This window comes from Sphingorhabdus sp. (assembly GCF_050921905.1).
In the GTDB taxonomy this organism is placed as follows: domain Bacteria; phylum Pseudomonadota; class Alphaproteobacteria; order Sphingomonadales; family Sphingomonadaceae; genus Sphingorhabdus_B.
Genome location: NZ_CP050888.1, coordinates 560,654 through 576,471 on the forward strand (window position 1 = coordinate 560,654; position 15,818 = coordinate 576,471).

Here is a 15,818-nt window from a genome sequence, read left to right on the forward strand (position 1 = left end):
CAAAGGGGAATCTTGGCGAGCACATCATAATGGCAGAACTCATTTATCACGGGTTTCACGCATTCATGGCTGATCGAGGCAATCCAGCATTTGACGTGTCAACCCTTTGGGCAGGATCAGGCAGATCGACACTAATAAGGGTAAAAACCACTTCAAATCATAGTGCGGTTTGGACGGTGAAGAAGTCGGGGCTCATTTTTTTGGACCAGCAAGATAAAGACGACTTTGTTGCAATTGTGGATATCGGAAACGGATTGCGTGAACGTGATGTATATATCGTTCCTACGGGCACTCTGTTGAATGCGTTGCAAAGCGACCACGCTTTTTACGTCTCGCATCCAAAAAGAGATGGAACACCTAGAAAGCCAGAGCAGGGGATGAGAAATCTCTGTTTTTATGGGGAGGACAAGGCAACTGACTGTGGATATGGGTATCAGCACAAGTTTGCCGAATATCGAGAAGCTTGGGATTTATTGAAATGAGCGAATACCGCATCCAGGGAAACACCGGCGCATGGGAGGTCGTGATTGGCCTTGAGGTCCATGCGCAGGTAACGAGTGAATCGAAACTCTTTTCGGGCGCATCTGCCGAGTTTGGTGCTGAACCGAACAGCCATGTCAGCCTTGTCGACGCGGCGATGCCGGGCATGTTGCCCGTGCCCAACCGCGAATGCCTGCGTCAGGCGGTGCGTACCGGAATGGCCATTAACGCGCAGATCAACCGCTTGTCGCGCTTTGACCGCAAGAATTATTTCTACGCCGATTTGCCGCAGGGCTACCAAATTTCGCAGCTCTATCACCCGATAGTGGGTGAGGGCGAGATTGAGGTTACGCTCAACGAAAAAGACCCTGATAGCGCGGTCAAGAAAATCGGCATTGAACGCATCCATGTTGAACAAGACGCGGGCAAGTTGATGCATGACCAGCATCCGACGATGTCTTTCGTCGACCTTAACCGTTCGGGCGTCGCGTTGATGGAAATCGTCTCGCGTCCCGATATGAACAGCCCGCAAGAGGCAGGCGCTTATCTGAAAAAACTCCGCTCGATCCTGCGCTATGTCGGATCGTGCGATGGTAATATGGAGCAAGGCTCGATGCGCGCCGACGTCAACGTGTCGGTGCGCAAACCGGGCGGAAAGCTTGGCACGCGTACCGAGACCAAGAACGTCAACTCGATCCGCTTCATGATGCAAGCGATTGAATATGAGGCGCAGCGTCAGGTCGACCTGATCGAAAGCGGCGGCGCGGTGGTGCAGGAAACGCGCCTGTTCGACCCCAACAAAATGGAAACACGTTCGATGCGGTCGAAAGAGGACGCGCATGATTATCGCTATTTCCCCGACCCCGATTTGTTGCCGGTGGAACTGGATGACGCGTTTTTGGAGGAATGCCGTGCGTCCTTGCCCGAGCTTCCCGATGCGAAGCGCGCGCGCTATGAGGCGATGGGCCTGACGGCCTACAACGCCGCCGTCCTGACCGCAGAGGCCGAAACCGCATTCTGGTTTGAAGATTTGCTGGCCGAAGGCGTCGATGCCAAGCAAGGCTCCAACTGGTTGATGTCCGAATTGTTCGGCGCGCTCAACAAGCTCGGCAAAACACTCGACGAAAGCCCCGTCAATCCAAAGCAAGCCGCCGAATTGCTTGGCCTTGTCGCCGATGGCACCATCAGCGGCAGCATCGCCAAGCAGGTTTTTGAGATCATGCTCGAAACGGGGCAGGCGGCATCGGCCATCGTCGCGGAAAAGGGCTTGAAGCAAACCAACGACACCGGCGCGATTGAGGCGGAAATTGCCAAGATCATGGCCGCGAACGAGGACAAGGTAACTGAATATCGTTCCGGCAAGGACAAATTGTTTGGCTTCTTCGTAGGCCAAACCATGAAGGCGATGCAGGGCAAGGCCAATCCGCAAATCATTAATGATTTGTTGAAAAAGGCTTTAGGGTAATCGGGCGGTGCGGGGGTGCGGTGGTTTCGCCGCTTCTCCCCTTGCCCCGCAGCGGCTTTCCCGTTAGAGGCTCCCGTCGTTTGTTAAACGGCAGCTTTTCGTAAGCGGGCGTGGCGGAATTGGTAGACGCACCAGATTTAGGTTCTGGCATCGCAAGGTGTGGGGGTTCGAGTCCCTTCGCCCGCACCACGAAAAAGGGGACGTTCCCGGCTGTCGTTGAACCCGAGAGCCATTTAACAGTTTTTGGCAGGCCAGCGGGCCTGTCGTAGATAGAGAAGAAAACATGCAGACCGTCGAGACACAGAATGAAGGCCTGAAGCGCGCTTATCGCATGACGATTTCCGCCAAGGATGTTGAATCCCGCATCGATGCCGAGGTGAAGAAAATTGCGCCTCAAGTGCGTATGCCCGGCTTCCGTCCCGGCAAGGTTCCCGCCAATCTGGTCAAGAAGATGCATAAGGATTCGCTCCTTCAGGACGCGCTGAACAGCTCGATTCAAGAAGGCGTGCAAAAGGCGATTTCGGATAACAAATTGCGTCCAGCGACTCAGCCGCATGTGCATCTCGGTGAAGATTATGCGCCGGGCAAAGACGCGGTTGTCGATTTCCATCTGGAAATACTGCCTGCGATTGCCGCGCCGTCTATTGACGGCATCACGCTTGACCGCCTGACTGTAGAAGTGAGCGACGCGCAAGTCGATGAATCGATCTTGAAGCTTGCCGAAGGGCAAAAGAGCTTTGAAGCAGCCGACAAGAAATATGCTGCCAAAATGGGCGACAGCGTCGTCATCGATTTTGAAGGCAAACTCGACGGCGTGCCTTTCGAAGGCGGTAAGGGCGAAGGCATGGCCGTTGAGCTTGGCTCGGGTCAGTTGATCCCCGGTTTCGAAGACCAGTTGGTTGGCGTGAAAGCCAATGACGAAAAGGTTCTGAATGTAACCTTCCCAGACGATTATAATGCTGAAAACCTGAAGGGTAAGGCGGCAACTTTTGACATCGTCGTCAACGAAGTGCGCAAGCCCGTTGAAGCTAAGGCGGATGACAATCTTGCCAAGATGTTCGGCCTGGACGGCATAGACAAATTGCGCGAACTGATGAAGGTTCAGGTTGAGCAAGAGCATAACGGCCTGACGCGCACTTATATGAAGCGCCAGTTGCTGGATCAGCTTGCCGCCGGTCATGAGTTCGACGTGCCACCTTCGATGGTCGAAGCCGAATTCGAACAGATTTGGGCACAATTGGAGCAGGAAGCGGCGCGCGAAGAAGATGCCGAAGCTGCGAAAAAGGAAATGGAAGCCGAGCGCCAAGAGTATCGCGATATCGCCGTCCGCCGCGTTCGCTTAGGCTTGCTCCTCTCGGAAATTGGCCAAGCCAATGGTGTTGAAGTCAGTTCGCAGGAAATGAACATGCTCGTGCAGCAAGCTGCGCAGCAATATCGCCCTGAAGACCGTCAGCGTTTCGTGCAATATCTGCAGGAAAACCCAATGGCAGCGGCACAATTGCGTGCGCCGATGTTTGAAGACAAGGTAGTCGATTTCCTATTCGACAAGGCGACCGTGACGGACAAGACCGTGACTAAGGACGTGCTTGAAGCAGCGATTGAAGCTGAACCAGATGCAAAGCCTGCCGCCAAGAAAAAGGCACCTGCCAAAAAGGCAGCCGCAAAAGATGAAGCGCCTGCCAAGGAAGCCAAGCCTGCTGCGAAGAAGGCCGCCCCTAAAAAGGATGCCGAAGCCGCGCCAGCCAAAAAGGCACCTGCCAAAAAGGATGGGCCTAAGAAATAATTGTCCAGCTTTGGACAAAGAAAAAGGCCCCGGAGATTCCGGGGCCTTTCTTGTTTTAACAGGTCCGATTTACATCAGGTCAAAGCGGTCGGCGTTCATGACCTTGACCCAAGCCTTTACAAAGTCGCGAACGAACTTTTCTTCGTGACCGCGCTCGGCATAGACCTCAGCCGTGGCGCGAAGCTGGCTGTTTGAACCGAAGATCAGGTCAGTGCGCGTTGCACGCCACTTTTCGGTCCGGCCGCCTCTTGTGTAGCCGATAAATGCTTCGTCGCTCGCTGTATCGACCAGATCCCAGAAGGTTTCGTTATCGAACAGGTTTACGAAGAAGTCGTTGGTCAGTTCGCCCTTGCGGGTGGTGAACACGCCTTCAGCGATATCGCCGTGGTTCGCACCAAGAACACGCAAGCCGCCAACGAGCACTGTCATCTCCGGTCCTGACAGACCAAGCAGAGACGCCCTATCGAGCAGTAACTCCTCAGTCTTCACCGGTTGGCGTGTTTTGAGATAGTTGCGGAAGCCATCGGCCTGCGGCTCCATCCAGTGGAAGCTTTCGATATCGGTCCATTCCTGTGTCGCATCGCCACGACCGCCAGTGAATGGGACCGTCACATCGAATCCACCAGCCTTCGCCGCCTTTTCGACCGCTGCTGACCCTGCCAGCACGATTGCGTCGGCAAGGCTCATGGAGCCGCGAAGCGCGTTGAGCTTTGCCAAAACCTTTGCCAGTTCAGCGGGCTCGTTAACGTCCCAGTCTTTCTGCGGTGCAAGCGCGATGCGGGCACCATTGGCGCCGCCGCGTTTGTCCGACTTGCGATAGGTCGAAGCAGAAGCCCAAGCTGTCTTGACCAGTTGCGATACTGTCAGCCCGCTTGAGAGCACCGCCGATTTGAACGCCGCAACATCCGTATCCGAAGGCGCGGTGCCAGCCGGAACTGGATCTTGCCAAATCAGCGTCTCTTCGGGAACTTCAGGCCCGAGATACAGGCTCTTTGGTCCCATATCGCGATGGCAAAGCTTAAACCATGCGCGTGCAAAGGCATCGTCCAATGCGGCCTGATCGTCCCGGAATTTCTCCGAAATCGCTCGGAACTCGGGGTCCATCTTCAACGCCATATCCGCGGTGGTCATCATCGTTGGTACACGCTTTGACGGATCGCGCGCGTCCGGTGCCATATCCGCAGGATCAGGGTTGATCGGCTGCCATTGCTTTGCACCGGCGGGGCTCTGAACGAGTTCAAAATCATATTTGAACAGGATACGGAAATAATCGCCGCCCCATTGGGTGGGGTTGTTCGACCATGCGCCTTCGATGCCAGAGGTCGTGATGTGGCCTTTTCCAATTTCATCAACGTCCGTCAGCCAGCCAAAGCCCTGCTGGTGAATGGCTTCGCCTGCAGGGGCATGACCAAAGGTTGCGCCCGGCTTTGCACCATGTGCCTTACCAAAGGCGTGACCGCCAGCGGTGAGCGCGACGGTTTCTTCCGAATTCATCGCCATGCGGGCAAAGGTAGCACGCATGTCACGTGCAGATTGCAACGGATCGGGGTTGCCGCCTGGCCCTTCTGGGTTGACGTAGATTAGGCCCATCTGAATCGCGGCAAGTGGTCCTTCCAGCTCAACATTCTCTTCATCAAGACGCGTCTTTGCGCCTTCGTTGACCCAGATTTCCTCTGCGCCCCAGAATGTATCACCTTCTGATTGGTAGACGTCTTTACGCCCGCCGCCGAACCCGAATACGGGGCCACCCATGCTTTCAATGGCGACATTGCCAGCGAGAATGAACAGGTCGGCCCAGCTAATTGACGAACCGTATTTCTGCTTGATCGGCCATAATAGTCGGCGCGCCTTGTCGAGGTTGCCATTGTCGGGCCAGCTATTCAGCGGTTCAAACCGTTGCTGTCCGCTTCCTGCACCGCCACGGCCATCGGTCACGCGATACGTGCCAGCGGCATGCCATGCCATGCGAATCATGAACGGGCCATAATGACCGTAATCCGCTGGCCACCAGGGCTTGCTATCGGTCATTAACGCAGTGAGGTCGTTTTTCAGGGCTTGATAGTCGAGCTTTTTGAAGGCTTCGGTATAATCAAAATCTTCACCCATCGGGTCCGGAGAGATGCCATGTTGATGAAGCATGTCGACCGGCAGCGCAGCCGGCCACCAATCCTTATTCTGTCGTCCGAGTAACGAACGCATTTTGATTTCGCCGCCCGAGCGCATTGGGCAAGCATCGCGGGGATCTGCATCTGCCATTCTTAATTCCTCTGAGTTCGGTGGGGGGAATACCCCACGACACTTTTATTAACATTCCCACATAATCGGTCAAACCAATGTAAATAGCTAGACTAATCGATTTTATGCTTTTTCAAAGCAGGCCACTTCGGACGACGCATTATTAAGTGCACAAACTAAAACGTTTTCGTGCTTGAAACTTTGCTTGCCCAAGCCGATGTAGGCGGTAACGCATAAACATAACATCTTAGAGGTATTTCATGCACGTTCCTTTTGATCCAGTCCAAGCTTTGGTCCCCGTCGTTATCGAGCAATCGAACCGTGGGGAGCGTAGCTGGGACATTTTTTCGCGGCTTTTGCGCGAACGGATCATTTTCGTGACGGGCGAAGTGGAGGACAATATGGCCTCCGTCATCACCGCGCAGCTATTGTTTCTCGAATCGGACAATCCGAAGAAGGACATCTGGATGTATATCAACTCGCCGGGCGGTGTGGTCACTGCGGGCATGGCGATACACGACACGATGCAATATATCCGTCCGAAAGTCGGCACCGTATGCATCGGGCAGGCGGCGTCTATGGGCAGTTTCCTGCTTGCGGCGGGCGAACCGGGCATGCGCGTCGCTTTGACCAATTCCCGTATCATGGTGCATCAACCTTCGGGCGGCGCACGCGGCATGGCGTCAGATATCCAGATTCAGGCAAATGAAATATTACGTATTCGCAAGCGTATGAATGACCTATATGCAAAATATACAGGTAAACCATTGAAGGATATCGAAAAAGCGATGGACCGCGATACCTTCCTTGAAGCGGATGAAGCAAAAGCCTTCGGCCTTGTAGACGAGGTATTTGACAAGCGCCCGGCAAATGCCGAAGCCGACGCAAGCTGATACTATCGTGGATGAATTTCGCAGATTTGCCTTCATGGCACAGTCCGTATTGGGCTATTGCTAAATCGGAACGCATCTTTAGGATGACGGTTCAATAATGTGCGTTTAAAATTAGCGTGTAAGCAGGACATATTATGACGAAGTTGAGCGGTTCAGATACTAAAAGCACTCTTTATTGCTCCTTCTGTGGAAAATCGCAGCACGAAGTTCGCAAGCTGATCGCCGGCCCCACTGTGTTCATCTGTGATGAATGTGTGGAACTTTGCAATGATATCATTCGCGAAGAAACAAAGGGCGCGTTGAACGGCCGTAAAGAGGGCGAAGTGCCAACGCCGCAGGAAATCTGCGAAGTGTTGGACGACTATGTCATCGGTCAGCCGCAGGCAAAGCGCGTATTGTCGGTTGCCGTGCATAACCATTATAAACGGCTCAACCATGGCGCAAAGGGCGCGGATGTTGAGCTTGCGAAGTCCAACATTCTGCTCGTCGGCCCCACAGGTTGCGGTAAGACATTGCTGGCGCAGACACTCGCCAAGACGTTTGACGTGCCATTCACGATGGCAGACGCGACGACCTTGACGGAGGCCGGCTATGTCGGTGAAGATGTCGAGAATATCATTCTCAAGCTGCTTCAAGCGTCCGATTATAATGTCGAGAAGGCGCAGCGCGGGATCGTGTATATCGACGAAATCGACAAAATCAGCCGCAAGGCCGAAAATCCCTCCATCACCCGCGATGTCAGCGGGGAGGGCGTTCAGCAGGCGTTGCTCAAGCTCATGGAAGGCACCACGGCCAGCGTCCCACCACAGGGCGGCCGCAAGCATCCACAGCAAGAGTTTCTGCAGGTTGATACGACGAACATCTTGTTCATCTGCGGCGGTGCATTTGCCGGGCTTGAAAAGATTATTTCGAACCGGCTTGAGGGCAAGTCTATTGGTTTTGGCGCGCATGTTGCCGACCCGGACGAGCGTCGTACTGGCGAAATCCTTAAGCAGGTAGAGCCTGAAGACTTGTTGAAATTTGGTCTCATCCCCGAATTCGTCGGACGTTTGCCGGTAACCGCCACGCTTGAAGACCTCGACATCGCTGCTTTGGTGAAAATCCTGTCGGAGCCAAAGAACGCGCTGGTGAAGCAATATCGCAAGCTGTTTGAAATGGAAGATGTCGGCTTAAGCTTCACCGATGACGCGTTGGAAGCCATTGCCAAGAAGGCGATTGAACGCAAAACCGGTGCGCGTGGGCTGCGCTCTATCCTTGAGGCGATTCTGCTCGATACGATGTTCGACCTGCCGACCTATGACGGCGTGGACGAGGTTGTGGTGGACAAGGACGTGGTCGAAGGTCGCAAAACGCCCGTTTTGGTATATGCCAAATCTGTCAAGGCCAGCAAAGAAGACGCCGCCTAACTTGGACGGGACACTGTGGCAAAGCTGCCACATTTGCCGAAAAAATAAGAAAGAATGCTGCTTTGCACAATTTGGTGCAGTGCGAAACTATGCTTGCCCCTCGCTCTCGGCTAAGGGCCCCCCATCTGCGGAGCCGACTGTCATTTTACTGACATTTACGGGTTCCAAGGGAGGTCGCAAGGTCCATTTCGTTCGCGTGATTCGGCCAAGAACCAATATTTGTCGAACTTACGGCATGTGAAAATCATAGGGGTTAAGAGCATGAAAATTCGTTACCAGCTTGCAGCAAGCGCTGTCGCACTTACCATTTGCAGCTTTTCCAGCGCGGCATTCGCGCAGTCAACGGGTTCAGTAGACTTCGAAGAAGAGGTCATTGTTGTTTCCGGTTCGCGTTCGCAGGACGTTGCCGGAATTCAGGCACCTGACTCGACCAAGGCAAAAGCAGTTCTTACGCAAGAGCTGATCGAACGTCAGAACCCAGGTCAGACAATTCTCGACACCATCAACGTCATTCCGGGCGTAAGCTTTCAGAATAACGATGCTTATGGCTCGTCGGGCGGCACGCTGAACATCCGTGGTTTTGACTCGTCGCGTATCTCGCTGACGTTTGACGGTATCCCGTTGAATGACTCTGGCAACTACGCCATCTATTCGAACCAACAGCTTGATCCTGAACTGATTGAGCAGGTTAATGTTAACCTTGGCACGACCGATGTTGACAGCCCTACGGCATCAGCCGTTGGCGGCACTGTCAACTACCGTACACTGACACCAACTGAAGATTTTGGCGTTAAGCTCTCGGGCTCAATCGGTCAATTTAACTTCATGCGCGTATTTGGCCTTGTAAACACCGGTAATCTGACATCGCTCGGAACGCGTGCATTTTTCTCGGCATCGATGGCAAGCAACGACAATCCGTTCAACAATTACGGCGTCGTCGACAAGCAGCAGTATAACGCAAAAATCTATCAGCCAATTGGCAGCGATGGTGACTTCATTGCGATTTCTGGTAGCTACAACGAAAACCGCAACAACTTCTTCGGTTCGCTGCCATTGCGCAACGACGCCGGCCGTGTCGTTGGTGCCGCTTCGTCCAACCGTTTCCCAGCGAATAATGATGAGCGGGAATATCTGATTAACTTCCCTTGCACGACAACGGTAACACCAGTTGCGGGTACTGCACAGTCGGCAACAACATGCGGCACAGAATTCGACCGTCGCTATAACCCGTCAAACACGGGCAGCATCCGTGGTGCGTCAAAATTCACTTTCGGTGAAAAGCTGACGTTGACGGTCGATCCAAGTTATCAGTACGTAAAGGCAAATGGCGGCGGTACCGTTACTGCACGTGAAGCACGTCGTGACATTGATCCGACTGGCGGCGCAGCAAACTGCACGACCGTTGTAAGTGGTGCTGGCGTAAACTGCCAAGCTGGATACCTCTCGGGTTCGCCATTCTTTGGTAAGGATCTGAACGGCGATGGCGACATCCTTGATCAGGTTACCATGATTGCCCCAAGCCAGACCCAAACACATCGTTATGGCGTCATCAGCTCGCTCCGTTATGAAATCAACGATGCGCATTCGGTTCGTCTTGCCTACACCTTTGACCGTGCACGTCACCGTCAGACGGGCGAAGTTGGCTTGTTGGACGTTAATGGCGAACCATTTGACGTTTTCCCCGTTAACAATCCGCAAATTGCTGCCAACGGCGTAACGCTTCAAAAGCGTAACCGTCTGTCCTATGCAATTTTGCAGCAGGTTTCGGGCGAATATCGTGGTGAATTCATGGAAAGCAATTTGGTCGTGACAGCCGGTGTTCGTGCACCGTTCTTCAAGCGCGACCTGACCAACTATTGCTTCACCAGCTCAGCTGGCGGCTTTCTTGAGTGCTTCGGCGATGCGAGCCAGAACACTCTAAACGCAACGCTGAACCCAACGCAGGCTGGTCCACAAAACCGCGTCTTTAAATATGACAAGGTTTTGCCAAACGTAGGCTTCAACTACAAGTTTACACCTGAATTCAGCATGTTCGCAAGCTTTGCTCAGGGCCTTTCGGTTCCAGGTACAGACAGCTTGTACAACGCTTTCTTCTTTCCGATCACGACCGCGCGTGCGCGCCCTGCCCCGGAAACGACGGACAGCGTTGATGTTGGCGTTCGTTACCGTTCGGGCAACATTCAGGCACAACTTTCGGGTTGGTTGACGAAGTTCCAGAACCGTTTGGCCTCGGCTTACGATCCAGAGCTAGACCAGAATGTTTACCGTAACTTGGGCAACGTCGACAAATATGGCGTTGATGGTTCGATTTCATATCAGCCAATTCCAGAACTGGCCGTCTATGTCTTCGGGTCATACATGAAGTCGGAAATCAAGAACAACGTTGCATTTGGTGAGAACACCAACGGAACGCCTGTTTTTGCTGCGACAGCTGGCCAGCGTGAGGGTGGTTCGCCGAAATATTCATTCGGTGGAACCGTGCGCGGTGAAGTTGGACCAGTTGAGCTTGGCATTACTGCAAAGCGCACTGGCCCACGGAACATCTTCGACACGGGGGAGGCAACCTACACCGGAACGTTCATTCCAACTGGCGCTGTTCCAACCGGCACTTTGGGTACAACGGCGCGGACTCAAATCTTTGGCGAAGCTACACCTGCTTATTGGTTGGTCAACCTTGATGCGAGCATCAACCTTGGCTTCCTGGGCTTGAACGACAAGACACGCTTCCAAGTCAACGTCTACAACCTCTTCGACCAATTCTATGTCGGCGGTTTTGGCGGCGGCTTGGCGCAGAGTGCATCGTACAACCGCACAAACGGTGTTGCGACTTATGGCGTTCCCGGCTTCGTTCAGATCGGTGCACCACGCACCGTGAGCGGAACAGTTACATTCGCCTTCTAATAGAGCAGCATTCGGCAAAAACAGGGCGGGGCTTCGGCTCCGCCCTTTTTTTATGTGTAGATGCAAGCGTCGAGGCCGTCGCGTTTGACGACGCGGATGCGGGCGGAGATGCTGTTGCCATAGCGGCGGGTAAAGCCGCCTACGCCGTTGACTGCCCGCTTTTTGGGCAAGGGCAGGATTGCTGCTAAGCGTGCTGCCTCTATGCGGGTCAGGTTCTTGGCGGATTTTTTGTAATAACGCTGTGCCCCGGCCTCTGCACCATAGGTGCCAATGCCGGTTTCCGCGACGTTCAGATATACTTCCATGATCCGGCGTTTGCCCCAGATTTTTTCGATCAGGAACGTGAAATACACCTCAGGCACTTTGCGCAAATAGCGGGTCCAGCCGGACCCTTGCCACAAGAACACATTTTTCGCGGTTTGCTGACTGATGGTTGAACCACCACGCATGCGGCCGCCTTGCTGGTTACGTGCCAAGGCTTTTTCGATGGCGTCGCGATCAAAGCCGTCATGGCTGCAATATTTACCGTCCTCTGCGGCGATGACTGCGCGCACAAGGTTTGGCGAAATGTCGGAAAGGGGGGTCCAGTCGCGCTTTGCCCCGTTGCTGTCGAACAACATCGTCAATGTCGTCGGGATAGGCACGACGGCATATACGGCGGTAAGCGCGACGCTACCGCCGATGAAGTACAGTGCCCCCTTAAAGCTGGAACGAAGGACACGGGCGGAAAGCGAAGGCTTGGTTTTTGTCATTTGCAAAAACTAGCGCAGTGCTTTGCGCCCGTCACCTGTTTTTACAGATAGTTAAAACGCGAGCAGTAACCGTTTTTCAGTCGCGATACGCAGCATCGCCTTTTGCAGTTTTTCAAAGGCGCGCACTTCGATCTGGCGCACACGCTCTCGGCTGACGTTATAGGTCTGGCTGAGCTCTTCCAGAGTTTGCGGTTCTTCGATCAAGCGGCGCTGAGTCAATATGTGCTTCTCGCGGTCATTTAGGCTGCCCATCGCTTCGGACAATAAGGCATGGCGCATGTCGCCTTCTTGTGCGTCGGCCACGCGCTCGTCTTGCAACGGTGTGTCATCGACCAACCAGTCTTGCCATTGCCCATCGCCATCTTCGCGCATGGGCACGTTAAGCGACGTATCGCCGCCCATCGCCATGCGGCGGTTCATATTGTTCACTTCTTCTTCGGAAACACCGAGGTCCGTGGCGATTTTGCGCAACGCTTCCTGGTTCAGGTCGCCGTCTTCAAAGGCCTGAAGATTGTTTTTCATGCGGCGCAGGTTGAAGAAAAGCTTCTTCTGCGCGGCGGTGGTGCCGATTTTGACGAGGCTCCAACTACGCAGGATGAACTCCTGCATCGACGCACGGATCCACCACATCGCGTAGGTCGCGAGGCGGAAACCGCGGTCGGGGTCGAATTTCTTTACGCCCTGCATCAATCCGATATTCCCCTCGGAAATCAGCTCGGATACCGGCAGGCCATAGCCGCGATAGCCCATGGCGATTTTCGATACGAGTCGCAGATGCGACGTAACCAGCTGTTCGGCTGCCTTGGTGTCGCCATGTTCTTGCAACCGCTTGGCAAGCATATATTCTTGCTCAGGCTTGAGTATCGGAAACTTCCGGATTTCGCTTAGGTAGCGATTAAGGCTCGCGTCCCCCCCAAGGGCAGGTATCGTAGCCGGAACATTCTTTTTAACAGACATGTTTTCCTCTTTCATTGTGCCTTCCTTCGGGCCTCATCAAGCACCCGATGGTACGGCGTTCCCTTCGTAACTTTTATGACTGAAGCTGGCTTAACAGAAGCTGCATGTCTTCTGGTATACTGCTTTCAAACCGTAAAGTTCCGCCGGTGATGGGATGAATAAACCCCAAAGAGGCCGCATGCAATGCCTGCCGGTCGAATTTGGCTTGATTTGGACCAATTTTATAGTGGTTTTGTCGATTAGAATAGACGCTATCGCCAATGAGCGGATGGCCGATATGGGCCATATGTACGCGGACCTGATGCGTGCGCCCCGTTTCCAGCGTGCATTCGACCACCGCCGTTTTGGCAAAGGCCTCAACCATCCGGTAATGCGTGACGGCATGGCGCCCTTTTGATTCGGGCAGCACCGCCATTTTCTTTCGGTTTGTGGTGGAACGGCCAATTTGTGTGCGGACGGTTCCGGCAGGTGGCGCGGGAATGCCGTTTACAATCGCGATATATTTGCGTTCAATGTCATGCGCGGCGAAGAGTTTTGCCAGGCCCTCATGCGCGGCATCGCTTTTGGCGACCACCAAAAGCCCGGACGTGTCCTTGTCAATGCGATGGACGATCCCGGGGCGCTGCACCCCGCTTATGCCCGATAGCTTGCCGTGGCAATGGTGCAATAGCGCGTTGACGAGGGTTCCATCGCTATGACCCGCCGCAGGATGTACGACGAGCCCGGCGGGCTTATTGATGATGATCAAATGTTCATCTTCAAAAACCACATCGAGCGCGATGTTCTGCGCCATTGCTTTGTCGGGCACCGGGGCAGGGACGTTAAGTTCAAACTTTTGTCCCGACATCTTCTTGCTGCCGGCGTCGGCGAAAATCTGACCATTGATGCGCAGCGCGGCATCAGCGATCAAAGCCTGAATGCGCGCGCGTGAAAATTGCGGCAATGCTGCGGTAAGCGCACTATCCAGCCGCCCCGCACCCAAAACGCCTGTAAATGTGGTAATTTCCCCAAGCATCTCGTAGACATGGGAGATGGCTTTGCATTTATCAAGCAGCGACTGGCGACAACTTCTGGACTGGGCTGAAACCGCACGGGACCATGAGTGTTGCGGTATATTGCGGGGGAAGGGGGATCGGGTCGCCGCGGTGGAGCTGGCGCAGAATGTTGCTACCGATCCTGCAAGGCATTTCGAAATTGACCCGGCCACATTGATCTCAGCAGGTAAGGACGTGAGAAGCGGCGGAATTCCTGTGTTGGGATTTTTCCATTCGCACCCCAATGGAGTGGCCGCGCCGTCGCCAACCGACGTCGCATACGCGGCACCCGACCATCATATTTGGCTCATCATTGCCGATCGTGCGATCACGGCTTGGCAGCCTGTGATTGCAGGCGCTCGGGTGACCGGATTTACGCCCGTTACGTTATTGGTAGAGGGTTGAAACACCCGCCAACTCGGTTCATGAGCGACGGCATCACGCCCGATACCATCTGGAACATCTCTTAATGTCCGAAACCGAAATCGATTTTGCCAGCCTACTTTGTTCTCGCCTGTGCCATGACCTGTTAAGCCCTGTTGGCGCGATGAATAATGGCCTGGAGCTATTGGCGGATGAGCATGATCCCGAAATGCGGCGACGGTGCATGGATTTGCTGGCGGAGAGCGCAAAGGCGGCGGCCGACAAGCTGAAGTTTTTCCGTCTGGCCTTTGGTGCCGCAGGCGGGTTTGGCGCTGAAGTTGATCCCAAAGAGGCGAAATTGGTGATTGAGCCGATGGTGACATCAAGCGGACGCACGGCACTTGAGTGGGCCGTGCCTGCGGAGATGATGCCAAAACGGGCAGCGAAAATATTGCTGAATCTCGTTCTGTTTGCCAATGACGCGTTGGTGCGTGGCGGGACATTGTCCGTGGGCGCCGAAGCGCGCTCCGGCGAGCAGGAAATTGTCATTCGGGCGAGTGGACCCAAAATCGTCATGGATTCGGCTATTCGAGAGGCCCTGACCGGTCAGCTTGACCCCGCAGCCGTGGACTCGCGCACGGCGGCGGCATGGATGGCGTATATGTTGGCAGTTCAAGGTGGTGGTATGTTGCAATTGGCAGAGCCCGATGCCGAACATCTGTTGATTGGCGCGCTGATCCGCGTTTAAGCTAGAGGTAGGACCTAGAGTGGACCGCGCATACAGGACGTGGCGTAAGGAGTGTGCGGGCCTGATATTGCACGTCGCTCCCGACTTACCTATGGTCCGGTCATGACTATGATCTGGAACCCATCACCCAATTTCGGCGAGCGAAGCCTGCCCATCACTATGCTTGTCCTGCACTATACTGGCATGCAGTCGGGCGCGGCGGCTATTGACTGGCTGGCGAACCCGGCGTCCAAGGTTTCGGCGCATTATGTGGTCGATGAAGATGGGCAGCTGGTGCACATGGTGCGTGAGGAGCAACGCGCCCAACATGCCGGATTGTCGTATTGGCGCGGCGTAACCGATTGCAACAGCGCCAGCATTGGCATTGAGATCGTTAATCCCGGGCACGAATTTGGTTATCGCCCGTTTCCTGAGGCGCAAATGGATACAGTGACCCGATTGGTTGCGGAATTAGTCCGGACCTATGGGATTGAACCGCGCAACGTGGTGGGGCATAGCGATGTGGCACCAGCCCGCAAAGGAGATCCGGGCGAGCTTTTTGACTGGGAACGGCTTGCCAGGCTTGGCCTTGCCATACAGCGGCCAAGCGCAAATCTGGTTGACCCCGGCTGGCCGGACGCCGCATTTCTTTTGGCACTTGAACGTTATGGCTATGGCATAGCCGATGGCCGCGCGGCCACAGTGGCATTTCAGCGACGGTTTCGCCCCGCAAACATCGACGGCGTAATCGACGGGGAATGTCGCGCTATCTTGTTCAGCTTACTCTTGGCTGTTGAGGGCAGTTCTGTTATCTAACCAATG

The 15,818-nt window shown here is 54.4% G+C and carries 13 protein-coding genes and 1 tRNA gene; 10 read left to right on the forward strand and 4 right to left on the reverse strand.

The features are described from left to right. The first annotated feature begins 29 nt into the window (after window positions 1-29). The 4 genes from HEQ18_RS02730 to tig all read left to right on the forward strand — a co-directional run bounded on the left by HEQ18_RS02730 (window position 30) and on the right by tig (window position 3,728). Window positions 30-482, forward strand: a complete 453-nt coding sequence (locus HEQ18_RS02730) for a hypothetical protein (RefSeq protein ID WP_432815424.1) — start codon at window positions 30-32, stop codon at window positions 480-482. Continuing rightward, window positions 473-1,945, forward strand: coding sequence for an Asp-tRNA(Asn)/Glu-tRNA(Gln) amidotransferase subunit GatB (gatB, locus tag HEQ18_RS02735; RefSeq protein ID WP_432815945.1), 1,473 nt, complete (start codon window positions 473-475; stop codon window positions 1,943-1,945). The genes HEQ18_RS02730 and gatB overlap by 10 nt, the downstream gene beginning before the upstream one ends. 104 nt (window positions 1,946-2,049) lie before the next feature. Continuing rightward, window positions 2,050-2,134 (forward strand) — tRNA-Leu (locus HEQ18_RS02740). 94 nt (window positions 2,135-2,228) lie between these two features. After that, window positions 2,229-3,728 carry a trigger factor gene (gene tig / locus HEQ18_RS02745; protein WP_432815425.1) on the forward strand — a complete coding sequence of 500 codons (1,500 nt, stop codon included), beginning with the start codon at window positions 2,229-2,231 and terminating at the stop codon, window positions 3,726-3,728. 69 nt (window positions 3,729-3,797) lie between these two features. On the opposite strand, the gene katG is transcribed toward tig, so the two are convergent. Then, window positions 3,798-5,984 carry a catalase/peroxidase HPI gene (katG, locus tag HEQ18_RS02750; RefSeq protein WP_432815426.1) on the reverse strand — a complete coding sequence of 729 codons (2,187 nt, stop codon included), beginning with the start codon at window positions 5,982-5,984 and terminating at the stop codon, window positions 3,798-3,800. 239 nt (window positions 5,985-6,223) lie between these two features. On the opposite strand from katG, the gene HEQ18_RS02755 reads away from it, so the two are divergent. The 3 genes from HEQ18_RS02755 (at window position 6,224) to HEQ18_RS02765 (ending at window position 11,163) form a co-directional block, all read left to right on the forward strand. After that, entirely contained in the window at window positions 6,224-6,856 is a 633-nt protein-coding gene (locus HEQ18_RS02755) for an ATP-dependent Clp protease proteolytic subunit (RefSeq protein ID WP_295492237.1), read from the forward strand. 134 nt (window positions 6,857-6,990) lie between these two features. Then, window positions 6,991-8,262, forward strand: a complete 1,272-nt coding sequence (gene clpX, locus HEQ18_RS02760) for an ATP-dependent Clp protease ATP-binding subunit ClpX (protein ID WP_432815427.1) — start codon at window positions 6,991-6,993, stop codon at window positions 8,260-8,262. A 261-nt stretch (window positions 8,263-8,523) separates the two neighbouring features. After that, the gene (locus HEQ18_RS02765) at window positions 8,524-11,163 is read left to right on the forward strand and encodes a TonB-dependent receptor (protein WP_432815428.1); all 2,640 of its coding nucleotides are present in this window, start codon (window positions 8,524-8,526) and stop codon (window positions 11,161-11,163) included. Window positions 11,164-11,213: 50 nt separating this feature from the next. Here HEQ18_RS02765 and mtgA read toward each other — a convergent pair whose 3' ends face one another. The 3 genes from mtgA to HEQ18_RS02780 form a co-directional block, all read right to left on the reverse strand. Beyond that, complete coding sequence (gene mtgA / locus HEQ18_RS02770) at window positions 11,214-11,915, reverse strand: monofunctional biosynthetic peptidoglycan transglycosylase (protein ID WP_432815429.1); 702 nt, start codon at window positions 11,913-11,915, stop codon at window positions 11,214-11,216. Window positions 11,916-11,966: 51 nt separating this feature from the next. Next, window positions 11,967-12,872, reverse strand: a complete 906-nt coding sequence (gene rpoH / locus HEQ18_RS02775) for an RNA polymerase sigma factor RpoH (protein WP_432815946.1) — start codon at window positions 12,870-12,872, stop codon at window positions 11,967-11,969. 73 nt (window positions 12,873-12,945) lie between these two features. Further along, window positions 12,946-13,887 carry an RluA family pseudouridine synthase gene (locus tag HEQ18_RS02780; protein WP_432815430.1) on the reverse strand — a complete coding sequence of 314 codons (942 nt, stop codon included), beginning with the start codon at window positions 13,885-13,887 and terminating at the stop codon, window positions 12,946-12,948. Window positions 13,888-13,909: 22 nt separating this feature from the next. Here HEQ18_RS02780 and HEQ18_RS02785 point away from each other — a divergent pair, with 22 nt between their 5' ends. The 3 genes from HEQ18_RS02785 (at window position 13,910) to HEQ18_RS02795 (ending at window position 15,812) form a co-directional block, all read left to right on the forward strand. Further along, a complete protein-coding gene (locus HEQ18_RS02785) occupies window positions 13,910-14,311 on the forward strand; it encodes a Mov34/MPN/PAD-1 family protein (protein WP_432815431.1) in 402 nt (133 codons plus the stop codon). A gap of 64 nt (window positions 14,312-14,375) precedes the next feature. Next, window positions 14,376-15,017, forward strand: a complete 642-nt coding sequence (locus HEQ18_RS02790; RefSeq protein WP_432815432.1) for a histidine phosphotransferase family protein — start codon at window positions 14,376-14,378, stop codon at window positions 15,015-15,017. A gap of 102 nt (window positions 15,018-15,119) precedes the next feature. Beyond that, window positions 15,120-15,812 (forward strand): N-acetylmuramoyl-L-alanine amidase, encoded by a 693-nt coding sequence (locus HEQ18_RS02795; RefSeq protein WP_397604840.1) that lies wholly within the window; start codon window positions 15,120-15,122, stop codon window positions 15,810-15,812. The last annotated feature ends 6 nt before the right edge of the window (window positions 15,813-15,818 follow it).